The sequence below is a fragment of the Pedobacter sp. GW456-11-11-14-TSB4 genome (assembly GCF_059424425.1).
Map to the genome: position 1 here is coordinate 1,456,611 of NZ_JBWKZK010000001.1, position 22,254 is coordinate 1,478,864.

Genomic DNA, 22,254 nt, shown 5'->3' on the forward strand with positions numbered 1-22,254 from the left:
ATCTGTATTTCAATTAATTAACTGTTAGTGTATTTGCCACAATAAGTAAAATTTTTCCTCAAAAATGATGTTTTTTGCGTTAATATCTGCTTAGCTTTGCAGCATATTAAACCAAATATATGAGCAGTATGAATGTAACGCAGCCAGATTTAAGTTATTTAAATTTGAGTGCTAAAACAGTTAAGTACCAACTTAGTGTACCCGAATTAGTTGAAGAGGCCTTGAAAAATGGCGAAGGAACTTTAGCAGATAGTGGCGCATTAGCGGTTGATACTGGTAAATTTACCGGTCGTTCTCCAAAAGATCGTTTCATCGTTTGCGATGAAGTTACAGAAAATGCAGTTTGGTGGGGCGATATCAATATAAAAATAACACCAATACATTTTGATTCATTATTCGAAAAAATTACAACCCATTTAAGCACAAAGCAAATTTACGTTCGTGATGCTTATGCTTGTGCGGATGAAAATTATAAAACAACCATTAGAGTTGTTACTGAACATGCCTTTCAAAATCTTTTTGCTAATAATTTATTTTTAAGGTTCAATGACCAAGAACTAACTGCTAAACCAGAGTGGACTATTATTGCAGCGCCATCTTTTTTAGCTAATCCGGCTACAGACGGCACAAGACAACCTAATTTCTCGGTTATCAATTTCTCAAAAAAAATGATTTTGATTGGAGGAACAGCTTACACTGGTGAAATTAAAAAAGGAATTTTTTCTGTTTTAAACTTCATATTACCTGAACAAAAAAATACTTTATCAATGCATTGTTCAGCAAATGTAGGTGTTGATGGTGATACTGCTATCTTTTTCGGGTTATCGGGAACAGGAAAGACAACGTTATCTGCAGATCCGCAGAGAGCCTTAATTGGTGATGATGAACATGGATGGGGTGAAAACTCAGTATTTAATTTTGAGGGCGGATGTTATGCAAAATGTGTTGATCTAACTGCCGAAAAGGAACCTCAAATATTTGAAGCGATAAAATTTGGTTCACTTTTAGAAAACACTAACTATTTTCCATTTACACGTAATGTTGATTTTTCTAATATCGAAAAAACTGAAAATACTAGGGTAGCTTATCCGATCAACTATATTTCAAATGCCTTAGAACCTTCTGTAGCAGAGGGCCCCAAAAATATCTTTTTCTTAACCGCCGATGCATTTGGCGTACTTCCGCCAATATCAAAATTAACACCAAGTCAGGCTATGTTTCATTTCATTTCTGGCTATACCGCTAAAGTTGCAGGTACAGAAGCAGGTGTAACAGAGCCTCAATTAACATTTTCGGCTTGTTTCGGCAAAGCATTTTTACCATTGCATCCTGCTAAGTATGCAAAACTATTAGGCGATAAAATGAAGAAGCATAACGTAAATGTTTGGCTGGTTAATACCGGATGGAGTGGAGGACCTTATGGTACCGGAAATAGAATGAAATTAAGTTACACGAGAGCAATGATTACAGCTGCATTAGACGGTAGTTTAGCAGATGAAAATTTTATTGAGCATCCAATTTTTGGGTTGTTGATGCCGATAAATTGCAAAAATGTTCCTTCAGAAATATTAAATCCTCGAAATACATGGGGAGATATGCACGCATATGACCAAAAAGCAAGCGAATTGGCTCAGGCTTTTATCAACAACTTTAAACAATTTGCAGATATAGCTGATGAACAAATACTAAATGCACTACCAAAAGTTGTGGAAAATGCGATTTAAAGTATTTTTTTTGCTTAAAATTTGCTTTTAATTAATTTTTTAGTTTTAATTGTGGAAGATTGTCTAAACAATAGGCAATCTTTTTTTAGTTATATACCCAGCGCATTTGAAAAAGTGTTGAACGTAACGAATTAATTGTGTAACGATTATTTAATTTGTAATTTAAAATCAATTTATAAATTTGTTAACGCAACATTTAGTTTGAAGAAACGTTGTGTGTAATACTATTAAATATTTTAACTAATTTTATCTAAAGTTTAAAAACAAGTACTAAAACTAAAAACTAAAAAAAAATGGCAAACGCACCAAAACCAACAACAGTTAAAAAAGAAAGCTCTTCGTCATCAGCTTCAAATTTATTCGCTACTTTAGTTATTCCAATTTGTATAGCTATTGGAGTATGTATCTTCATCTTTTTATTAGGAGATGCTAGCAACTTTATCGATAACAACAAAGAAAACCTTCCTAAACAAGGTAACTATGCTGGTATGGCTTATAAAGGTGGTCCAATTGTAGCAATATTAATAGGCTTACTTTTAATGGTAATCGTTTTCTCAGTAGAGCGTTTAATTGTAATTGGTAAAGCAACAGGAAAAGGCGGGTTAGATACTTTCATCAAAAAAATCCAAGGTTATTTAAACACAAACAACATCGAAGCTGCAACTGCAGAATGCGATAAACAAGAAGGTTCTGTAGCAAACGTAATCAAATCTGGTTTAAAAAAATACAGAGAGATGGAAGTTGAAGCTAATATGGATACTGACCAAAAATGTTTAGCTATCCAAAAAGATATCGAAGAAGCTACAACTTTAGAGATGCCAATGTTAGAACAAAACTTAACTGTAATCGCAACATTAGTATCAATCGGTACATTAACAGGTTTGTTAGGTACAGTAACAGGTATGATCAAGGCCTTCGCTGGTTTAGCTAACTCTGGTGCTCCAGATCAAGCAGCATTAGCGGTAGGTATTTCTGAAGCGTTAATGTGTACTGCAACTGGTATCGGTACTTCTACATTAGCAATTATCATGTATAACGTATTAACTTCTAAAATTGACAAGTTAACTTACGCTATCGATGAGGCTGGTTTCAGTATCATCCAAACTTATGCAAGTACTCATAAATAAAAATTATTTTAATTTTTTTTTACCGGCTTTATGGAAAACCGGAAAAATTAACATCATTAATTAAAATATTATAATTTTTATATTATGCCAAGAGCAAAAGTTCAAAGAAAGAGTACGGCTATTGATATGACGGCGATGTGTGATGTGTCTTTCTTGTTGTTAACATTCTTTATCTTAACAGCAACAGCACGTCAACCAGATCCTCTTGATATTAGCATTCCTTCTTCTACGGTAGCATTTAAAGTTCCAGATAGAGATATCTCGATCTTATCTATCGGAAAAGGAAAAGTATTCATGGAAATTGTTGGTCAAGATGTAAAGAGATTGACCTTAGAAAAAATGGCAGAGCAATATAGCTTAACCTTTAACGAATTAGAAAAAAAGCGTTTCATGGTTATGCCAGTTGTAACAGTGCCAATTGAAAACTTAAAGCAGTACATTAACATGTCTGGTGATGAACGTACTAAATTTGAGAAACAATTTAACGGGATCCCAGTAGACAGTACAAAAACTAACCAGCTTTTCAAGTGGATTGAGCAAGCTCGTCGTGCAACTGCAGAATTACACCAAGTTGATATGCGTATCAGTATTAAAGGTGATGCAGAAGAAGAGTATGAAACTGTTAGAAAAATAGTTGATGTGCTTCAAAGTCAAAAAGTGAACAAATTTAGTTTAATCACATCAGCCGAAGCTGTTAAATAAAATATAAGCCATGGCAGAATTAGATACCTCCGGGGGCGGAGCTAAAGGAAAAAAAGTAAGAAGTAAAAAACAGTCTACGAAAGTGGATTTAACCGCGATGGTTGATTTAGCTTTCTTGTTAATTACGTTCTTTATGTTAACTACATCTTTATCTAAACCGCTAGCAATGGATATTGCAAAGCCTGATAAGGATGAAAAAAATGATGATAATAAACTTGAATTAAGAGCATCACAAACCATGACTATTTTGTTGGGTAAAGACAATAAAGTTGCTTGGTATATGGGTGAAGCTGGAAAATCTACTCCTACAATTGAAGGTTTTAGAGATTTGAGAAGTTCATTATTAAAGAATAAACAATTAGTAAAAGATACATTCGGTGGTAAGGATATCATTGTAATTGTTAAACCGGCTAAAGGATCTACTTATAAAAACTTTGTAGATGTAATGGATGAGTTGAATATTACAAAAACCAACATTAGTGCTCCGGCAATTGATGATGATCCTAAACACTTATTAGATAGTGAAATTCAGGCCATGCAACAGGGTGGAATTTACTAATTAGTATTAACAAATTTAAATAACAAAGCAATGTTTGGATCTAAGATAGATTTATTAAAAAGAGAATGGCTTGATGTTGTTTTTGCAAAGAAGAACAAAGAATATGGTGCTTATGTTCTTCGCCAAAATAATGGTTCAAATACTACAAAATCGTTGTTTTTTACATCGATAGTGTTTATCCTAATTTTTATGGCGCCAAAAATTTACGCCTTGATCTCAGGTATGTTGCCAGAACCACCGCCAGAAAAAGTGGTTGAAGTGGTAATGCAATCGCCGCCACCAATTGACCCGGAAGTTAAAACTCCACCACCGGTAGAGCCACCACCTCCAAAACAGGATCAGATTAAATTCCCTCCTCCAATTGTAAAACCAGATAATGAGGTTCGTGATGAAGAACCACCAAAAATGGAAGATTTGAAGAAGGCAGATCCTGGTCAGAAAACAATTGAAGGTGACCCAACGGCAGAAATCGTTCAGATTGCAGCTGCTGGTGAAGGACCAAAACAAGCCGCTATAGTAGAGGATAATACTGTATATAATTTCGTAAGTATGGAAAACCCACCAAATTATCCAGGTGGTATGGAGAAATTCTATGAGTACTTAGGTAAGAATATTAAATATCCACCTATGGCTGCTGAGAATAATATCTCAGGTAACGTGTTCGTATCTTTTACAGTAGAAAAAGATGGATCAATTACTGATGCAAAAGTAGATAGAAAACTTGGTTACGGTACCGATGAGGAAGCTTTAAGGGTATTAAGATTAAGTAAAAGATGGAATCCTGGTATGCAAAATGGTAAGCCAGTACGTGTGAAATATAACATTCCAATTAAATTCAACTTACAACAATAACACATAGATGTTTAGTTTGAATCAATTTAAACAGAAATCGCCTCAACAGCGATTTCTGTTTATTTTAGGGCTTTTCATGATTTTGATTTTTTTATCAATTGGAATCATATTAGTGTTCTTTAGCGATATGCTAAATTTAGATCCGGATAAATTTCCAACAAAATACAGGATCGCTTTTGCCATCGTTCTTGTAGTTTATTCGGCAATTAGATTTGGCAGAATAATGAATCAAAAAGATACATAGTAAATGAGATACATTACACTAATTATGGTTTTATGCGTTTTAATTTCTTGCAAAAGAAAAGTTAAAACCGATGATAATTCACAAACACGAACTGCAGGTACTGCAGAGCTTTTGGTAGATGAGTCGTTTGCTCGTATACTAGATGATCAAATTGAAGTATTTGAAGGAGACTATCCTGATGCTAAGGTTAAAACAACTTTAGGAAACGAGAATAAGATTATACCTGCATTTTTAAATGGTAAGGTAAAATTAATTATCCTTTCTAGAATGTTAAAACCTGCCGAAGAAAATTATTACAAGCAAAGACAAACACCTATTTATGTAGATAGATTTGCCGTGGATGGAATTGCATTAATAACCAATTCATCAAATATTGATACTAATGTAACCGTTGATGAAGTATTTAACATCATGAAGGGCACTTCAACAAATAGTAAAAAATTAGTTTTTGATAATGCCTATTCTAGTACTGTAAGATATTTCTTAGATTCGGCTAAAGTAAAAACGCTTCCTAAAAGTGGTGTTTATACTTTAAACAACAATAATGACGTTATCAAATTCGTTGCAGAGAATAAAGATTACATTGGTGTTGTAGGAATAAACTGGCTATTAGAGAATAATAATGACATCGTGTCATATTTGCCTAAAGTTAAGTTGATGAGTGTTAAAGGTAAAAAGGTTAATGATTCATATTATAAACCAACCCAGAACAACCTTATCAATGGTGTTTATCCGCTTTTGCGTAATGTTTATGTAATTAATGCGACAGGTAACAATGGTTTAGGCACAGGATTTGCAAATTGGTTATGTAGCCCACGTGGTCAGTTAATTGTACTCAAATCAGGACTAGGTCCTCATAAGATGGTGTCAAGAGACTTTAATTTAAGAAAAACGAACTAAAAATTAACATTTCAACTAAGAAGAAGAACATTGCTGATGCAGAACCAATAATAAGCACAGGAAAAGTTATTTTCGATTAAAACAAATGAAGACGATGAAAACGATTAAGAAAACAATAACCTTAAGTTTAGGTTTAGTAATGATGGGTGCTGCCTCATTTGCTCAAAGTTTAGCCGATGCTAAAAAGGCGATAGATGCCGAGCAGTATCAAAAGGCTACTTCAATGCTTAAAACATTGGTTGCAAGTAATGCAAAAGAAGGAGATAATTATTTTAATCTTGGTACTGTTTATTTATTATCAGACGAGATTGACTCAGCGAGAGCTACTTTTACAAGTGGTACAACCGCAGACCCTAAAAATCCATTAAACTATGTGGGTTTAGGGCATGCAGATTTGCAATCAAATAATGCAACAAATGCTAAAACAAATTTTGATAAAGCTTTGTCTTTTGGTGCAAAAAATTATCAAACTTACTTAGAAATTGGTAAAGCTTACCTAGCACAAGAAAAACCAGATTATACAGCAGCTTTGCCTAATTTAACTAAGGCAGACGAATTAGACTCTAAAGATAAAGATCCTGAAACTTTCTTGGCACTTGCAGATTTTTATGCTATGCAAAAGAAAAATACTGAGGCTTATCCTTTGTTTTTAAGAGCATTAGACATTAATCCTACTTTATATCGTGCAAACGTTCAAATTGCTAGCATGTATAGAGGTGCATATGCATTTCCAGAGGCAGAAACTGAATTAAAAAAGGTAATTGAAGCTGACCCAAATTACGGCCCAGCTTACCGTGAGTACGCTGAGTTATTGTTACAGTGGTCTTACCAAGATCCAAAAAATGGTGTTGCTAAAAGAACAGATGCATTAACCAACATGAGAAAATATTTAGATTTAACTGATAAATCTTTTGACTCTCGTTTACGTTATGCGCAATTCTTAGTTTATGCCAATGATTTTGCTACATTGGGTCAGGAAGTTGCTACCTTAACAGCACCTGATGCAAATAATCCTAAAAACTTTGTTGTGAAACGTATGCAAGGTTATTCGGCAGTTGAGAATAAAGATTATGCTAAAGGTGTTCAGTACATGAATGAATTGTTTGCAAGAACTCAGGATACTGCACGTATTGTAGGTTCAGATTATCTTTACTTAGGATTAGCACAAAAAAATACAGGTAATGATAGTTTAGCGTTAATGAACATCACGAAAGCTGTAAAATTAGACTCGACAAGAGTTGATACTTTAGCAGCTATGGGATTAAAGTATTATTCAACCAAAAATTACGATAAGGCTATTGAAGTTTTCAACACTGTAGTTAATGCTAACTCTGCTAGCCCTAGTTTAGTCACTAATCTTTATTACTTAGGTAGAGCTAACTATTTTAACTATGCGGCAGACGTAAGTGCAAACAGACCTTTAAGAAGAGAGCTTTTAGTTAATGCCGACTCAGCTTTTGCTAGAGTTAATAAATTAGCTCCAGAGTATGCAGGTGCATATTTAGACAGGGCAAGAGCTAATAGACAATTAGATAACCTTGATAACAAAGATGCTTTAAAAGGTTTAATGGTTCCGTTTTATGAGCAATATGTAGAACTTGTAACTGTAAAAAAACCAGACCAGGCGGTAAATTCAAAAGCTGGTCTAATTGAAGCTTATAATAATTTAGGTTCTTATGCTGCTTTAACAGATGTAGCTAAAGCTAAAGAATATTTCAACAAAACTTTATCACTTGATCCGGCTAATGCAAATGCAACTGAGAACTTAAAAGTTCTGTCAAGTCCTGCTAAAACTGGTGGTAAGTAATTCTCATATAAATTAAATAGAAGGCAGGGTTTGTAATCCTGCCTTTTTCTTTTAATTTTGCCTAAAATAATATACATGGAAACTACAAGTACAGCTCAAGATTTTTTACCTATCATATTTCAAGTAATTGTTGCTTTAGGCTTTGTTGTTGTAACCTTGGTAGCAACACACTTTTTAGGTCCACGCCGCAAAACAAAAGATAAGTTAACAACATTCGAAGCAGGTGTTAAGTCTGTAGGTAATGCTCGTCAACCATTTTCTATCAAGTATTTCTTAGTCGCTATTTTATTCGTTTTGTTTGATGTAGAGGTTATTTTCATGTATCCTTGGGCAGTAAATTTTAAAGAATTAGGTTGGAATGGTGTAATTGAGATGTTCATTTTTATGGGTGCCTTACTATTAGGTTTTATTTATATCATCAAGAAAAAAGCATTAGACTGGGCATAGTCAGTTATCTGTATTCAGTTTTTAGTTATCAAACCTTTATCAATTGGCAAGTTGAAAATTCTTTTATTTAGAAAGGTTCTAAATGCCAATCGATTAATCTAATTGCTTTTAAAATATTGTAAATTTGTTGCTCATTCTGTATAATAGGATGAGCATTTTTTGTTTAAGACATGAGTGAAATCAATATAGTAGATGCTCCGCCAGGAATAGAAGGCTCAGGCTTTTTTGCTACTTCCTTAGATAAGGTTGTAGGTTTGGCACGTTCACATTCGTTATGGCCTTTGCCATTTGCAACTTCTTGTTGTGGTATCGAATTCATGGCAACCATGGGTTCTCATTACGATTTCGGTCGTTTTGGATCAGAAAGACTAAGTTTTTCTCCACGTCAGGCAGATTTGTTAATGGTAATGGGCACCATCGCAAAAAAAATGGGTCCGGTTCTAAAGCAGGTTTATTTACAAATGGCCGAACCTCGTTGGGTAATTGCTGTAGGTGCTTGCGCATCAAGCGGAGGTATTTTTGATACCTATTCTGTTTTGCAGGGTATTGATGAAATTATTCCGGTAGATGTTTATGTTCCGGGTTGCCCTCCACGTCCAGAAGCAATTTTGGATGGTTTTGGAAAAATCCAAGAATTGGTAAAAAATGAATCGAGCAGAAGAAGACACTCTGATCAGTATAAAGAAATGTTAGCTTCTTACGGAATAGATTAATGGCAAAAGCAACGAATACAGAAATTATTGATTTGCTTGGCGAAAAATTTGGCGAGCAACTTTTTGATGTTACCGAACCTTATGGATTGCTAACATTTTCTACAACTAAGGATAGAATTATTGATGTTTTATCTTTTATAAAAGAAAATGGTAAAATTGATTTTAACTTCTTAACTGATATTACAGCTGTTCATTACCCAGAAACTAATCAGATTGCGGTAGTATATCATGTACATAGCATGGTAAGTGGAGTAAGGGTAAGGATTAAGGTTTTTCTAAAAGAGAACGACCCTACTATTCCTACCGCATCCACTTTGTGGAATGCTGCAAATTGGATGGAGAGAGAAACTTACGATTTCTTTGGAGTTAAGTTTGAGGGTCACCCAGATTTAAGAAGAATATTGAACATGGATGAATTAGGCGTTCATCCGATGTTAAAACAATATCCTTTAGAAGATCCAAACAGAGTTGATAAAAAAGACGAATACTTTGGTAGATAAACCTATATGAAGCACAATCAACCAGTATATACAGATAATGATCCTCAGAGCGAATTGGTAACCTTAAATTTAGGTCCAACTCACCCTGCAACACACGGTGTTTTTCAAAACGTTTTGCAACTAGATGGCGAGCGTATTGTAAGCGGTGTTTCAACTATTGGATACATCCATAGAGCATTTGAAAAAATTGCTGAACATCGTCCATTTTATCAGATTACACCATTAACAGACCGTTTAAATTATTGTTCATCGCCAATTAATAATATGGGATGGCACATGACGGTTGAAAAGTTATTAAATATTCAAATTCCTAAACGTGTAGATTATTTACGCGTTATCATCATGGAATTATCTAGAATAGCCGACCATATCATTTGCAACACAATTATTGCTCAAGATACTGGTGCAACTACAACATTCCTTTATTTATTTCAGTTTAGAGAGCATATTTACGAAATTTACGAAGAGGTTTGTGGTGCTCGTTTAACTACAAATATTGGTCGTATTGGTGGTTTAGAAAGAGACTTTAATGATATCGCTTTTGCGAAGATTAACAAATTCTTGAAAGAGTTTCCAGTTGCTTTAAAAGAATTCGAAAGCTTATTAAATCGTAACCGTATTTTTGTTGATCGTACTGCAGGCGTTGCCGAAGTAACTCAAGAAAATGCGTTAAGTTTCGGTTGGACTGGCCCACTTTTACGTGCAACAGGAGTTGATTATGATGTTCGTACTAGCGAGCCCTATTCATCTTATCAGGATTTTGATTTTGAAATCCCGGTAGGTACAAGTGGTGATATTTACGATCGTTATTTGGTTCGTAACGAAGAAATGTGGCAAAGTGTTCGCATTATTGAGCAAGCATTAGAAAAAATTAAGGCCGAGCGAAAAGGAATTTTCCATGCAGATGTGCCTGAATTTTACTTGCCAGGAAAAGAAGAAGTTTACAACAATATGGAAGCATTAATCTTTCACTTTAAAATTGTGATGGGCGAAATTGATGCACCAAAAGCAGAAGTTTACCACGCTGTAGAAGGTGGTAATGGAGAACTTGGATTTTATTTAATTAATGATGGAGGCAGAACTCCTTATCGTTTACACTTTAGAAGACCAAGTTTTATTAATTATTCGATGTTTGCAAAAATGAGTGAAGGTATGTTGTTATCAGATGCCATCATTAACATGAGTAGCATGAATATTATTGCAGGAGAATTAGATGCTTAAAGTAGAAGAACAACAACCTGTAGAATTTTCGTCGGCTTTGGTAGAGAAGTTTGACGAGATTGTTAGCCGTTATCCTGCTGGGAAACAGAAATCAGCTTTGCTGCCAATTTTACATTTGGTACAGGCAGAATTTGGTTGGACTAGCGTTGCTGGAATGGATAAAGTTGCTGAATACTTAAATATTGAGCCAATTGAAGTGTATGAAGTTGCTTCTTTTTATAGTATGTACTTTTTACAACCGAAAGGAAAATATGTATTGGAAGTTTGTCGCACCGGACCTTGTTGCTTAGTTGGTGCAGAAAAAATAATGGATCATATTGAGCATAAACTTGGTGTAAAAGAAGGTGAAGTTACTGCAGACGGCTTATTTAGCTGGAGAGGTGTTGAATGTTTAGCAGCTTGTGGCTATGCTCCTGTATTACAAATTGGTCCAGAATATACTTTCTATGAGAACTTAACCGAGCAATCGGTTGATCAATTGATAGACGATTTACGCAAAAAATAATGGGACGTAAACTATTACTAGAACATATTAACGTACCAGGCATTAACACCTTAGAGGTATATCGCCAAAAAGGTGGTTACCGTGCCGTAGAAAAAGCCCTTAAGACTTTAACACCTGATGAAGTGGTGGAAGAAGTTAAGAAATCAGGCTTACGCGGTCGTGGTGGTGCAGGTTTCCCTACAGGGATGAAATGGAGTTTTTTGGCAAAGCCAGAAGGTGTTGCACGTTATTTGGTATGCAACGCTGATGAGTCTGAGCCTGGAACATTTAAAGACAGGTATTTGATGACCCACATTCCTCATGCATTAATTGAAGGAATGATTGTTTCGAGTTTTGCACTTGGAGCTAACACCTCTTATATCTACGTTCGTGGAGAAATGATGCCTCAAATTCGCATTTTAGAAAAAGCAATTGCTGAAGCTAAAGCTGCTGGATTTTTAGGTAAAAATATATTAGGTTCTGGTTACGATTTAGAGCTTTATGTACAGCCAGGTGGTGGTGCTTATATTTGCGGTGAAGAAACTGCATTGTTAGAGTCATTAGAAGGTAAAAGAGGTAATCCTCGTATTAAACCACCTTTTCCGGCTATCGCTGGTTTATATGGTTGTCCAACGGTGGTAAATAATGTTGAATCTATTGCTGCTGTTGTGCCAATTATTAACGATGGGGGAGATGAATATGCAAAAGTTGGTATCGGTAGAAGTACAGGTACTAAATTGATATCAGCCTCTGGTAATTTGGTAAAACCTGGAGTTTATGAAATTGAATTAGGTTTGCCAGTTGAAGAATTTATTTATTCTGATGAATATTGTGGTGGTATTGCAAATGGCAAAAGACTAAAAGCTACAGTAGCTGGAGGTTCATCTGTGCCAATTTTACCAGCAAACTTAACTTTAAAATATGCGAATGGCGAACCTCGTTTAATGAGTTATGAGTCTTTGTCTGAAGGTGGTTTTGCAACTGGTACAATGTTAGGCTCTGGTGGTTTCATCGCCTTTGATGAGGATCAATGTATTGTTAGAAATACTTGGAATTTTGCCCGTTTCTATCACCATGAAAGTTGCGGACAATGCTCACCTTGCCGCGAAGGAACAGGTTGGTTAGAAAAAGTATTACACAGATTAGAATACGGACACGGAAAAATGAGTGATATAGACTTGTTAGTTGATGTGTCTAAAAAGATAGAAGGAAATACAATTTGTCCGTTGGGCGATGCAGCGGCTTGGCCAGTTGCAAGTGCGATTAGACATTTTAGAGATGAGTTTGAATGGCACGTAAAAGAGCCAGTAAAAAGCTTAAGCAGTAATTACGGCCTAGCCAATTACGCTGTTCCGATAGAGAAAAAAGTTGAAGAAGTTAAACAGGATAATTCTTAATCATGGCTGATTTAATGAAAGTTACCATAGATGGGATCACGGTAGAAGTTGCACCGGGTACAAGTATTCTTAATGCTGCTAGGCAAATTGGGGGTGATATTGTTCCACCTGCAATGTGCTATTACTCTAAATTAGAGGGTAGTGGTGGTAAATGCCGTACTTGTATTGTTAAAGTAACCAAAGGTTCTGAAAAAGATCCTCGCCCTATGCCAAAATTGGTTGCATCTTGCCGTACAACAGTGATGGATGGTATGGAAGTGCAAAACATTACATCGCCAGAAGTTTTAGAAGCAAGAAGTGGTGTTGTTGAGATTTTGTTGATTAATCACCCGTTAGATTGCCCAGTTTGCGATCAGGCTGGTGAATGTGATTTACAAGATCTAGGTTACGAACACGGCTTGCAAAAAACCAGATACGAATTTGAACGCCGTACTTTCGAGAGAATTGATATTGGCGATAAAATTCAGCTACACATGAACCGTTGTATTTTATGCTATCGTTGTGTTTTCACTGCAGATCAAATTACCAACAAACGTGTTCATGGTATTTTAAACCGTGGTGATCACTCAGAGATTTCTACTTACATACAAACTGCAGTTGATAACGATTTCTCTGGAAACGTAATTGATGTTTGTCCGGTAGGAGCGTTAACTGATAAAACATTTAGATTTAAAAACAGAGTTTGGTTTACTAAGCCTGTTGATGCGCATAGAAATTGTACACATGAAAAATGTAATGGTAAAGTAACACTTTGGTACAAAGGTGAAGATGTTTTACGTGTAACTGCTCGTAAAGATCAGTTTGGCGAAGTAGAAGAATTTATTTGTAACGAATGCCGTTTTGATAAAAAAGCAACTTCAGATTGGACAATTGAGCATCCAACTCACATTCCAGACACTTCTGTAATTGCTTCAAACCATTACGAAACATTTAAGCCTTTGCCAGTTATTAAAGATAATCCTGCTTTGCAGCAAGCAAATAAAGTTGAACTAGAAAAAACCAGTAAATTCTAATGGAAATAAGTTTTGTAATAGAAAAAATTGCACTGGTAACTGTTTTATTTGCCATAAGCTTACTAATTGCGATGTATTCTACATATGCAGAGCGAAAAGTAGCAGCGTTTTTGCAAGATCGTTTGGGTCCAGATAGAGCTGGTCCATTTGGTATTTTACAACCATTAGCAGATGGTGTAAAAATGTTTATGAAAGAAGAAATTGTGCCAGCAAATTCTAGTAAATGGTTATTTATGGTTGGTCCTGGTTTGGCTATGCTTTGTGCTTGCATTGGTACAGCAGTCATTCCTTGGGGGCAAGATTTGAATATTGATGGAAGGATTATCCCTTTACAAGTAACCGATATTAACGTTGGGGTATTGTATATTTTTGGTGTAGTTTCTTTAGGTGTTTATGGCGTGATGATTGGCGGTTGGGCTTCGAATAACAAATACTCTTTATTGAGTGCAATTAGAGCAGCATCTCAAAATATCAGTTACGAAGTTGCAATGGGTTTATCAATTATCGCATTGCTTTTGTTAACAAACACTTTAAGTTTAAGAGAAATCGTTGAAGGTCAACATGGTTGGAGATGGAATGTCTTATATCAACCACTTGGATTTTTAATATTTATGGTTTGTTCTTTTGCTGAGACCAACCGTGCACCATTCGATTTACCTGAGTGTGAAACTGAGTTAATCGGTGGATACCATACTGAGTATTCATCAATGAAGTTAGGTTTTTATTTATTTGCAGAATACATTAACATGTTTGTTTCATCTGCAGTAATGGCAACTTTATATTTTGGTGGCTATAATTATCCTGGTATGGATTGGGTAGCAGCCCATGTTGGTCCAGTTGCCGCACCACTAATTGGAACAGCAGTATTGTTTTTGAAAATATTCTTATTTATCTTTTTCTTTATGTGGGTACGATGGACAATCCCTCGTTTCCGTTATGATCAATTGATGAATTTAGGATGGAAAGTTTTAATCCCTTTGGCTATAGCTAATATTATAATTACGGGTATTGTAATCGCAGTAATTAAATTTTAAGGAGCACACATGGAATCATTAAGTAATAAGAAAAAAGTACTAGAACAAAAACCATTAAACTTTGCAGAACGCATGTACTTGCCTGCAATTGGAAAAGGTTTAGTTACTACAATGAGCCACTTTTTTAAGAAAAGTTCTACCATCAGATATCCTGAAGTTGAAAGAGAATTTTCTATCAACTGGAGAGGAATGCACTCTTTAAAAAGAGACGAAGAAGGTAAAGAGCGTTGTACGGCTTGTGGTCTATGTGCATTATCATGCCCTGCAGAAGCAATTACCATGATTGCTGCTGAACGTAAGCCAGAAGAAAAAGCATTGTACCGTGAAGAGAAATATGCTGCAGTTTACGAAATAAACATGTTGCGTTGCATTTTCTGTGGTTTGTGCGAAGAGGCTTGTCCGAAAGAAGCAATTTATTTAGATGGGCCAATAGTTCCTTCTGATTATTTGCGTAAAGATTTTATTTACGGAAAAGATAAGTTGGTAGAAGCTCCATTGAAGAAATAATTTGTCATTCAGAGCGTAGCGAAGAATCTCTATTAACGTGCTTCGACAAGCTCAGCATGACAGTTGATAATAATAAACTAAACAAAAATAAAATTAATGGGTACATCAGTATTCTATTTCGTAGCAACATTAAGCATCATATTTTCACTGATGGTTATCTTTTCGAAGAATCCAATTCACAGTGTTTTATACTTAATACTCACTTTTTTTACATTTACAGTTCACTATGTGCTATTAAATGCACAGTTTTTAGCTGTCGTAAATTTCATCGTTTACATGGGTGCAATTATGGTATTATTCCTGTTTGTATTGATGCTTTTAAACTTGAATAAAGAGAACGAACCAAATAAAACTGCATTTGTAAAGATTTTAGGAGTAATTGCTGGCGGATGTTTGATTGTAACCTTAGTTGGTTCATTAAAAGCGGTAGCTATTAACAGTCCTCTAGTCTTAAAAGATCCAAATTTGGGTTTAGTTAAAAACTTGGGTAAAGAATTATTTGGGCCCTTTATGTTGCCATTTGAATTGTCATCAATTTTATTGCTAGTTGCAATGGTTGGAGCAGTATTACTAACTAAAAAAGAAGAAAAAGCGAATGGATAATTTAACTTCAAGCATGCAAGCTGTTCCGCTTAACCATTACATTTGGTTATGTTCAATTATTTTTACAATTGGTGTAATAGGGGTTTTAACCCGTAGAAATGCAATTGTGATCTTTATGTCGGTAGAATTGATGTTAAATTCTGTAAACTTATTGTTAACAGCTTTTTCGGTACATCATAACGATCCATCAGGACAAGTTTTTGTATTTTTTATTATGGCTTTAGCAGCTGCTGAAGTTGCAGTAGGTTTGGCCATTATTGTAATGGTTTACAGAAATACGCAATCAATAGATATTAATGTGTTAAATCGCCTTAAGTGGTAATTATATAGAAGATGATAAATAGTTTACTTTGGTTAATTCCCTTGCTTCCGCTTTTAGGCTTTGTAATTAATGGCCTAGGCAGAAATACGTTAAGCAAAAGCCTTGTTGGTTTAATCGGCAGTGGTGTAATTTTAGCTTCTTTTGTATTAAGTGTAATTATGTTTTTTGAGTTGAGTGGTAGCGCTCAAAAACAATTTCCTGTTGAGCTTTTTGATTGGATCAGTGTAGCGAATTTACATATCCCACTTTCGTTTTTGTATGATCCGCTAAGTGCAATAATGCTGTTGATCATCACAGGAGTTGGATTTTTAATTCATATCTACTCTGTAGGATATATGCATGATGATGCTGGTTTTGCTAAATTCTTTGCTTACTTAAACCTGTTTATCTTCTTTATGTTGATATTGGTTTTAGGCTCAAACTACATCGTAATGTTTATTGGATGGGAAGGTGTTGGTTTATGTTCTTATCTGTTAATCGGTTTTTGGTTTACAAATAGCAGTTATGCAAGTGCTGCAAAAAAAGCATTTGTAATGAACAGAATAGGAGATTTAGGCTTCCTTTTAGGTGTGTTTTTAATCTTCGATACTTTTGGAAGTGTAGAATTTGCAAAAATTTTCCCTCAGGCTGCTTCAATGATGCCTGGAGCTGGAATGATCACATTGATTACCATTTTACTATTTGTAGGGGCTTGTGGCAAATCGGCACAATTGCCATTATTTACATGGTTACCAGATGCAATGGCTGGTCCGACACCAGTTTCTGCATTAATACATGCTGCAACAATGGTAACAGCTGGTATTTATATGATTGCCCGTTCTAGCGTTTTATTTGATTTAGCGCCAGATACACAAACAGTAATAGCAATTGTGGGTACAGCTACAGCATTAATTGCAGCAATTATCGCTTTAACCCAAACAGACATTAAAAAAGTATTGGCTTATTCAACTGTTTCACAATTGGGATACATGTTTTTAGGTTTAGGAGTTGGTGCTTATACAGGATCATTTTTCCATGTTTTAACCCACGCATTTTTTAAAGCGTTGTTATTCTTAGGAGCAGGTTCTGTAATCCATGCCATGCATCATGAACAAGATATGCGTCACATGGGTGGATTAAAAGCTAAATTGAAAACTACTTTTGCTACCATGATGATTGGTACAATTGCCATTGCTGGTTTGCCACCTTTCTCAGGTTTCTTCTCTAAGGATGAAATTTTAGCTCATGCATATCAAGAGAATAAAGTGCTTTGGGCAATAGGTTTGTTAACCGCGTTCTTAACTGCTTTTTACATGTTCAGAATGATGTTTTTAACTTTCTTTGGCGAATACCGAGGAACACATCATGCTGAAGAAAAAGTACATGAATCGCCAAGTACAATGACATTACCATTAATCGTGTTAGCGGTATTGGCTGCAATTGGTGGGTTAATTAATATTCCAGCTGTTTTTGGTGGCAATGAATGGTTAGCGCATTGGTTAGAAGGAGCAGGTATTAAACATCATGCCTTAACTTTAGATCACTCAACAGAGTATGCTTTAATGGGGGTATCGGTTCTAGCAGCAGTTGTTGCATTAATTTTTGCTTACAGTAGATACGTTAAAAATGCGCATGTACCAGTTGCCGATGAAGCTCATCGTTCTACGTTAGCTAAATTATCATATCATAAGTTTTATCTAGATGAAATTTATGATGCGATCATTAGAAAGCCATTAGATGCTTTCTCTAAATTTTTCTATCGAATTATCGATAAAAAATTAATTGATGGTTTAGTTAATGGCTTAGGCTGGACAGCTACCGAAGGAAGTAAAGGTTTACGTTTACTACAATCGGGTAACGTGGGCTTCTATATTTTTATGATGGTATTTGGTATCGTCGCTTTGTTATTGTATACTTTTTTATCTATCGCTTAATCGGTTCAACAAATATAAATGGAACTTTTACTACTCATATTTTTACCGCTAGCAGGAGCAATCATTACCTCTTTTATTAAAGGAGGTGCTGCTAAAATTAGCGCATTAGGATTTGCACTTGCATCGCTTTGCGTTACCATCGGATTATTAACACAATTTACTCCAGATGCAACAACGCAGTTTGCTATAAATTACCCTTGGATAAAGCAACTAGGAATTAACTTCCATGTAGGTGTTGATGGAATTAGCATGATTACGGTTATTTTAACCAACGTTTTAATGCCATTAATTATCCTATCTGGCTTTAAACACGAATACAAAAATGCCAATGCTTTTTATGCATTAGTGCTATTTATGCAAAGTGGATTGATTTTGGTATTCACAGCACTAGATGGATTTTTGTTTTACATCGGTTGGGAAGCGGCTTTAATTCCAATCTATTTTATTTGCGCCATGTGGGGCGGAAAAGACCGTATCAAAGTAAACATGAAGTTTTTTGTTTACACTATTGCAGGTTCACTTTTCATGTTGTTAGGTATTATTTACCTGTATTTACAAAACCCTGCAAATAACTTTGATATCAATGCTTTTTACAACTTAAACTTAGATGCCTATCAGCAAGGTTGGGTTTTTTGGGCTTTCTTTATTGCTTTTGCTATTAAAATGCCAATATTCCCATTCCATACATGGCAACCAGATACCTATACAGAAGCTCCGGCTCCAGGTACAATGTTGTTATCAGGTATCATGTTAAAAATGGGTATTTATGGTGTAATTAGATGGTTGTTGCCAATTGTACCTCAAGGTGTAAATGATTGGATTTGTGTAGCGATGATACTTTCGGTAATTGGTATTGTTTATGCATCACTAATTGCTTTCACACAAAAAGACGCTAAAAGATTGGTGGCTTATTCATCTATTGCTCACGTTGGTTTAATTGCTGCTGGTATTTTTACTTTAAATACGCAAGGCATGCAAGGTGTAATGGTACAAATGCTAAGTCACGGTATTAATGTTGTGGGTTTGTTTTTTGTATTAGATATTATTTCTTCGCGTTTAAAAACCAATAAAATTGATGAGTTAGGTGGATTAGCAAAAGTGGCCCCTCAATTAGCTATAGGGTTCTTAATTATCCTTTTAGGTACAGTAGCTTTGCCAGGAACCAATGGGTTTATTGGCGAGTTTTTATTGCTATATAGTGTTTATAATTACAATATTTGGTTAGGTGCAATTGCTGGTTTAACCATCATATTTGGTGCGGTTTATATGCTTAGGATGTATCAAAAAGTGATGTTAGGACAAACCAATGAACTTACTATAACTTTTAAAGATATAAAAGGGACAGAGAAAATTGTGTTGTACACTATTTGTGCGTTGGTAATTGTAATGGGAGTTTATCCTAAACCAATATTGCATATTTCTGAAGCAGCAGTACAACAATTATTAGAACAAGTAAATCAAAAATTAACAGGGGTAAACTAGACATGAATATTATAATAACCATAGTTATAGCAGCTTTTTTAGTGCTTTATGCAGGTTTGTTCAAGGCTAAAAAAGCTTTGTTACCCTTAACTTTACTTGGCCTTTTGGTGGCTTTAGGTTTTGCAGTTGCTTCATGGAATAATAACACCATTTATTTTGGTATGATGAAGATGGACAACTTTGCATTGGCTTTTTCAGCTATTTCAATTGTTGGTACGTTTTTTATATTTCTGCTTACACAAAAGTATTTTGCAGAAGGTAGCGATAACATTGCTGAGTATTTTACCTTGATATTATTCGCTCTTAGCGGTATAGTGATCATGGTTTCTTACCAAAATCTTTCTATGTTATTTATTGGCTTAGAGATCATGTCGGTAAGTTTATACATCTTAGCAGGTATTCGAAAACTAAATTTCGCCTCAAATGAAGCTTCATTAAAATACTTTTTAATGGGTGCTTTTTCTACAGGGTTTTTATTGTTTGGTATAACTTTGATATATGGAGCAACTGGTTCATTTGATATAGATGTGATCCAACAGTATTTGGTAAACAATGTAAAAGCGGTTTCGCCATTATTCTATCCTGGTATCATTTTAATTATGATCGGCTTGTGTTTTAAAGTTGGTGCAGCTCCTTTTCATTTCTGGACACCAGATGTTTATGAAGGTTCTCCATCATTAATCACTGCTTTCATGTCAACAGTGGTTAAAACCGCTGGTTTTGCTGCGTTTTTAAGATTATTTGCAGGCGCTTTCGAGCCACTGCATGATTTTTGGACACCTGCCTTAATGGTTATCGTAATCATCACCTTATGCGTAGGTAACATTACAGCTTTATACCAAAAGAACTTTAAAAGAATGCTTGCTTACTCAAGTATTTCTCATGCAGGATATCTACTTTTCTCTTTAGTAGTGTTAACTGCAAATTCGGCAAGTAACGTATTGGTTTATGCTGCTGCGTATACTTTTGCTAGTATTATTGCTTTTGCGGTGCTAATTTTAGTTAAACAAAAAACTGGTAGTGATAATATTGATAGCTTCAACGGTTTAGGAAAGAGAAATCCTTTAGCAGCGTTTACACTTACGGTAGCTATGCTATCATTAGCAGGTATACCCTTAACAGCTGGTTTTATTGGTAAATATGTGATGTTTTTAAATGTAATGGAAAACTATCATGTTGCTTTAGTTGTAATTGCTATTGTTAATGCACTAATTGGATTTTATTATTATTTCAAAGTAATCATCGCAATTTGGTTTAAAGACGGGCATGAGGTTGAAATACAAATGCCAATTCAATATAAAGTGGTTTTAGTGCTATCTGTAATAGTAACCTTATTTTTAGGGGTTTATCCAAATCTTATTTTAAATTTGATATAAACTAACGATATAGATTATTATTTGTAGTTTTACGAATAATTGAACTATGCAAGAATTCTGGAATTCATTACAGCATTTTATTGACCCCGAAAAATTACTTAAAGAGGGTGGTTTCTATGTTGTTTTGTTTGTAATTTTTGCGGAAACTGGTTTGTTTTTCGGTTTCTTTTTACCAGGTGATTATCTTTTATTTTTAGCGGGAATGTTCGTTGCTACTGGCAAACTAGATGTCAATATTTATATATTGATTTTAGGTTTGATTATAGCCGCTGTTTCAGGAAATTTTACGGGATATTGGTTTGGTCGTAAAACAGGCCCAGTATTATACAAAAGAAAAGATTCGTTTTTTTTTAAAAAGAAATACTTATTAGCCGCAGAGCGATATTATAGAAAACAAGGTGCCTTTGCTTTAATCATGGGTAGGTTTGTTCCAATTGTTAGAACTTTTGCGCCAATTTTTGCAGGTGTAGTAAAATTAGAGTTTAAAAAGTTTGCATTTTATAACATTGTAGGCGCTATTATTTGGATAGCATCATTAACTTTGCTTGGTTATTTTTTGGGCAAAAGTTTTGCTCAACAAATTGAAGAATATTTGGTTTATATTATATTAGGTTTTATCCTTATCACTACAATTCCTTTAATCATCACATTTGTGAAGAAAAAAGTGAATAGAAACGATGAAGAAGACTTAGATTTTGAAGAAGAAGAAAAAAATGATTAAAGACGTTCACCATCCGTGGCACAGTGTATCTCCAGGCGAAAATTTGCCTGAAACAGTTAATGCAATTATAGAAATCCCAAAAGGTTCTAAAGCAAAATACGAAATAGATAAGGATTCTAATTTGATAAAATTAGATCGTGTATTATTTTCATCAGTGATGTATCCTGCTAATTATGGTTTTATTCCGCAAACTTATTGCGATGACAATGATCCATTAGATATTTTAGTTTTATGTTCAGTGGATGTTTATCCGATGACCATTATAGAGGCTAAAGTGATTGGTGTAATGCACATGGTTGATAACGGCGAGCAAGATGACAAAATTATCGCGGTAGCTAAAAACGACATGTCTGTAAATTACATTAACGATTTACATGAATTGCCGCCACATACCATGAAAGAAATTGTGAAATTCTTTCAAGATTATAAGGCTTTGGAAGAGAAACAAGTTACCATTGAACATTTGTTAGGTGTTCGCTATGCCCACAAAGTTATACAAGAAAGTATAGAACTTTACGATAAGAAATTTAGAGTTTAAAATGATTTACGATTCCATTTGCTCGTTGGCATTTACCTCATTTGCAGGTTATTTACCAACACCCATTT

General features: G+C 34.8%; 23 protein-coding genes. All 23 read left to right on the forward strand.

All coding sequences use genetic code 11. The features are described from left to right. Window positions 1-119: 119 nt before the first annotated feature. The 23 genes from pckA to AC07XU_RS06645 all read left to right on the forward strand — a co-directional run bounded on the left by pckA (window position 120) and on the right by AC07XU_RS06645 (window position 22,186). Complete coding sequence (gene pckA / locus AC07XU_RS06535; RefSeq protein ID WP_494942813.1) at window positions 120-1,724, forward strand: phosphoenolpyruvate carboxykinase (ATP); 1,605 nt, start codon at window positions 120-122, stop codon at window positions 1,722-1,724. A 293-nt stretch (window positions 1,725-2,017) separates the two neighbouring features. After that, window positions 2,018-2,851 (forward strand): MotA/TolQ/ExbB proton channel family protein, encoded by an 834-nt coding sequence (locus AC07XU_RS06540; RefSeq protein WP_494942814.1) that lies wholly within the window; start codon window positions 2,018-2,020, stop codon window positions 2,849-2,851. An 84-nt stretch (window positions 2,852-2,935) separates the two neighbouring features. Further along, window positions 2,936-3,553 carry a biopolymer transporter ExbD gene (locus AC07XU_RS06545; RefSeq protein ID WP_494942815.1) on the forward strand — a complete coding sequence of 206 codons (618 nt, stop codon included), beginning with the start codon at window positions 2,936-2,938 and terminating at the stop codon, window positions 3,551-3,553. Window positions 3,554-3,563: 10 nt separating this feature from the next. Next, window positions 3,564-4,112, forward strand: coding sequence for an ExbD/TolR family protein (locus tag AC07XU_RS06550; RefSeq protein WP_494942816.1), 549 nt, complete (start codon window positions 3,564-3,566; stop codon window positions 4,110-4,112). Window positions 4,113-4,142: 30 nt separating this feature from the next. Further along, window positions 4,143-4,964 carry an energy transducer TonB gene (locus AC07XU_RS06555; RefSeq protein WP_494942817.1) on the forward strand — a complete coding sequence of 274 codons (822 nt, stop codon included), beginning with the start codon at window positions 4,143-4,145 and terminating at the stop codon, window positions 4,962-4,964. 247 nt (window positions 4,965-5,211) lie between these two features. Then, entirely contained in the window at window positions 5,212-6,108 is an 897-nt protein-coding gene (locus AC07XU_RS06560; RefSeq protein ID WP_494942818.1) for a substrate-binding domain-containing protein, read from the forward strand. A 94-nt stretch (window positions 6,109-6,202) separates the two neighbouring features. Continuing rightward, window positions 6,203-7,915: a tetratricopeptide repeat protein gene (locus AC07XU_RS06565; protein ID WP_494942819.1), complete on the forward strand. Its 1,713-nt coding sequence runs from the start codon at window positions 6,203-6,205 to the stop codon at window positions 7,913-7,915. A 75-nt stretch (window positions 7,916-7,990) separates the two neighbouring features. Next, a complete protein-coding gene (locus AC07XU_RS06570) occupies window positions 7,991-8,362 on the forward strand; it encodes an NADH-quinone oxidoreductase subunit A (RefSeq protein ID WP_494942820.1) in 372 nt (123 codons plus the stop codon). 170 nt (window positions 8,363-8,532) lie between these two features. Continuing rightward, entirely contained in the window at window positions 8,533-9,075 is a 543-nt protein-coding gene (locus AC07XU_RS06575) for an NADH-quinone oxidoreductase subunit B (RefSeq protein WP_494942821.1), read from the forward strand. Continuing rightward, a complete protein-coding gene (locus AC07XU_RS06580; RefSeq protein WP_494942822.1) occupies window positions 9,075-9,575 on the forward strand; it encodes an NADH-quinone oxidoreductase subunit C in 501 nt (166 codons plus the stop codon). The genes AC07XU_RS06575 and AC07XU_RS06580 overlap by 1 nt, the downstream gene beginning before the upstream one ends. A gap of 6 nt (window positions 9,576-9,581) precedes the next feature. Next, the gene (locus AC07XU_RS06585) at window positions 9,582-10,796 is read left to right on the forward strand and encodes an NADH-quinone oxidoreductase subunit D (RefSeq protein ID WP_494942823.1); all 1,215 of its coding nucleotides are present in this window, start codon (window positions 9,582-9,584) and stop codon (window positions 10,794-10,796) included. Next, a complete protein-coding gene (locus AC07XU_RS06590) occupies window positions 10,789-11,301 on the forward strand; it encodes an NADH-quinone oxidoreductase subunit NuoE family protein (protein WP_494942824.1) in 513 nt (170 codons plus the stop codon). The genes AC07XU_RS06585 and AC07XU_RS06590 overlap by 8 nt, the downstream gene beginning before the upstream one ends. Continuing rightward, on the forward strand, window positions 11,301-12,677 hold the full coding sequence (gene nuoF / locus AC07XU_RS06595; protein WP_494942825.1) for an NADH-quinone oxidoreductase subunit NuoF: 1,377 nt from the start codon (window positions 11,301-11,303) through the stop codon (window positions 12,675-12,677). Before AC07XU_RS06590 ends, nuoF begins: the two co-directional genes overlap by 1 nt. A gap of 2 nt (window positions 12,678-12,679) precedes the next feature. Next, a complete protein-coding gene (locus tag AC07XU_RS06600) occupies window positions 12,680-13,690 on the forward strand; it encodes an NADH-quinone oxidoreductase subunit G (RefSeq protein ID WP_494942826.1) in 1,011 nt (336 codons plus the stop codon). Further along, on the forward strand, window positions 13,690-14,724 hold the full coding sequence (gene nuoH, locus AC07XU_RS06605; RefSeq protein ID WP_494942827.1) for an NADH-quinone oxidoreductase subunit NuoH: 1,035 nt from the start codon (window positions 13,690-13,692) through the stop codon (window positions 14,722-14,724). Before AC07XU_RS06600 ends, nuoH begins: the two co-directional genes overlap by 1 nt. 9 nt (window positions 14,725-14,733) lie before the next feature. Continuing rightward, window positions 14,734-15,231, forward strand: coding sequence for a NuoI/complex I 23 kDa subunit family protein (locus AC07XU_RS06610; RefSeq protein WP_494942828.1), 498 nt, complete (start codon window positions 14,734-14,736; stop codon window positions 15,229-15,231). A 96-nt stretch (window positions 15,232-15,327) separates the two neighbouring features. Then, on the forward strand, window positions 15,328-15,834 hold the full coding sequence (locus AC07XU_RS06615) for an NADH-quinone oxidoreductase subunit J family protein (RefSeq protein ID WP_494942829.1): 507 nt from the start codon (window positions 15,328-15,330) through the stop codon (window positions 15,832-15,834). Further along, the gene (gene nuoK / locus AC07XU_RS06620; protein WP_494942830.1) at window positions 15,827-16,156 is read left to right on the forward strand and encodes an NADH-quinone oxidoreductase subunit NuoK; all 330 of its coding nucleotides are present in this window, start codon (window positions 15,827-15,829) and stop codon (window positions 16,154-16,156) included. Before AC07XU_RS06615 ends, nuoK begins: the two co-directional genes overlap by 8 nt. A gap of 11 nt (window positions 16,157-16,167) precedes the next feature. Beyond that, complete coding sequence (gene nuoL, locus AC07XU_RS06625; protein ID WP_494942831.1) at window positions 16,168-18,069, forward strand: NADH-quinone oxidoreductase subunit L; 1,902 nt, start codon at window positions 16,168-16,170, stop codon at window positions 18,067-18,069. Between the two features lie 18 nt (window positions 18,070-18,087). Then, window positions 18,088-19,551 carry a complex I subunit 4 family protein gene (locus AC07XU_RS06630; protein ID WP_494942832.1) on the forward strand — a complete coding sequence of 488 codons (1,464 nt, stop codon included), beginning with the start codon at window positions 18,088-18,090 and terminating at the stop codon, window positions 19,549-19,551. A gap of 2 nt (window positions 19,552-19,553) precedes the next feature. Further along, window positions 19,554-20,927, forward strand: coding sequence for an NADH-quinone oxidoreductase subunit N (locus AC07XU_RS06635; protein WP_494942833.1), 1,374 nt, complete (start codon window positions 19,554-19,556; stop codon window positions 20,925-20,927). 46 nt (window positions 20,928-20,973) lie between these two features. Continuing rightward, window positions 20,974-21,648, forward strand: coding sequence for a DedA family protein (locus tag AC07XU_RS06640; protein ID WP_494942834.1), 675 nt, complete (start codon window positions 20,974-20,976; stop codon window positions 21,646-21,648). Beyond that, window positions 21,641-22,186, forward strand: coding sequence for an inorganic diphosphatase (locus tag AC07XU_RS06645; protein ID WP_494942835.1), 546 nt, complete (start codon window positions 21,641-21,643; stop codon window positions 22,184-22,186). The genes AC07XU_RS06640 and AC07XU_RS06645 overlap by 8 nt, the downstream gene beginning before the upstream one ends. The last annotated feature ends 68 nt before the right edge of the window (window positions 22,187-22,254 follow it).

What these genes read in the sequence shown, in the direction of transcription:
- AC07XU_RS06630 (WP_494942832.1), top strand. Translation starts at nt 18,088, where the DNA reads ATGGAACTTTTACTACTCATATTTTTACCGCTAGCAGGAGCAATCATT.
- AC07XU_RS06600 (WP_494942826.1), top strand. Translation starts at nt 12,680, where the DNA reads ATGGCTGATTTAATGAAAGTTACCATAGATGGGATCACGGTAGAAGTT.
- pckA (WP_494942813.1), top strand. Translation starts at nt 120, where the DNA reads ATGAGCAGTATGAATGTAACGCAGCCAGATTTAAGTTATTTAAATTTG.
- AC07XU_RS06575 (WP_494942821.1), top strand. Translation starts at nt 8,533, where the DNA reads ATGAGTGAAATCAATATAGTAGATGCTCCGCCAGGAATAGAAGGCTCA.
- AC07XU_RS06570 (WP_494942820.1), top strand. Translation starts at nt 7,991, where the DNA reads ATGGAAACTACAAGTACAGCTCAAGATTTTTTACCTATCATATTTCAA.
- AC07XU_RS06580 (WP_494942822.1), top strand. Translation starts at nt 9,075, where the DNA reads ATGGCAAAAGCAACGAATACAGAAATTATTGATTTGCTTGGCGAAAAA.
- AC07XU_RS06565 (WP_494942819.1), top strand. Translation starts at nt 6,203, where the DNA reads ATGAAAACGATTAAGAAAACAATAACCTTAAGTTTAGGTTTAGTAATG.
- nuoH (WP_494942827.1), top strand. Translation starts at nt 13,690, where the DNA reads ATGGAAATAAGTTTTGTAATAGAAAAAATTGCACTGGTAACTGTTTTA.
- AC07XU_RS06640 (WP_494942834.1), top strand. Translation starts at nt 20,974, where the DNA reads ATGCAAGAATTCTGGAATTCATTACAGCATTTTATTGACCCCGAAAAA.
- AC07XU_RS06610 (WP_494942828.1), top strand. Translation starts at nt 14,734, where the DNA reads ATGGAATCATTAAGTAATAAGAAAAAAGTACTAGAACAAAAACCATTA.
- AC07XU_RS06645 (WP_494942835.1), top strand. Translation starts at nt 21,641, where the DNA reads ATGATTAAAGACGTTCACCATCCGTGGCACAGTGTATCTCCAGGCGAA.
- AC07XU_RS06550 (WP_494942816.1), top strand. Translation starts at nt 3,564, where the DNA reads ATGGCAGAATTAGATACCTCCGGGGGCGGAGCTAAAGGAAAAAAAGTA.
- nuoF (WP_494942825.1), top strand. Translation starts at nt 11,301, where the DNA reads ATGGGACGTAAACTATTACTAGAACATATTAACGTACCAGGCATTAAC.
- AC07XU_RS06635 (WP_494942833.1), top strand. Translation starts at nt 19,554, where the DNA reads ATGAATATTATAATAACCATAGTTATAGCAGCTTTTTTAGTGCTTTAT.
- AC07XU_RS06545 (WP_494942815.1), top strand. Translation starts at nt 2,936, where the DNA reads ATGCCAAGAGCAAAAGTTCAAAGAAAGAGTACGGCTATTGATATGACG.
- nuoL (WP_494942831.1), top strand. Translation starts at nt 16,168, where the DNA reads ATGATAAATAGTTTACTTTGGTTAATTCCCTTGCTTCCGCTTTTAGGC.
- AC07XU_RS06585 (WP_494942823.1), top strand. Translation starts at nt 9,582, where the DNA reads ATGAAGCACAATCAACCAGTATATACAGATAATGATCCTCAGAGCGAA.
- AC07XU_RS06560 (WP_494942818.1), top strand. Translation starts at nt 5,212, where the DNA reads ATGAGATACATTACACTAATTATGGTTTTATGCGTTTTAATTTCTTGC.
- AC07XU_RS06540 (WP_494942814.1), top strand. Translation starts at nt 2,018, where the DNA reads ATGGCAAACGCACCAAAACCAACAACAGTTAAAAAAGAAAGCTCTTCG.
- AC07XU_RS06555 (WP_494942817.1), top strand. Translation starts at nt 4,143, where the DNA reads ATGTTTGGATCTAAGATAGATTTATTAAAAAGAGAATGGCTTGATGTT.
- AC07XU_RS06615 (WP_494942829.1), top strand. Translation starts at nt 15,328, where the DNA reads ATGGGTACATCAGTATTCTATTTCGTAGCAACATTAAGCATCATATTT.
- AC07XU_RS06590 (WP_494942824.1), top strand. Translation starts at nt 10,789, where the DNA reads ATGCTTAAAGTAGAAGAACAACAACCTGTAGAATTTTCGTCGGCTTTG.
- nuoK (WP_494942830.1), top strand. Translation starts at nt 15,827, where the DNA reads ATGGATAATTTAACTTCAAGCATGCAAGCTGTTCCGCTTAACCATTAC.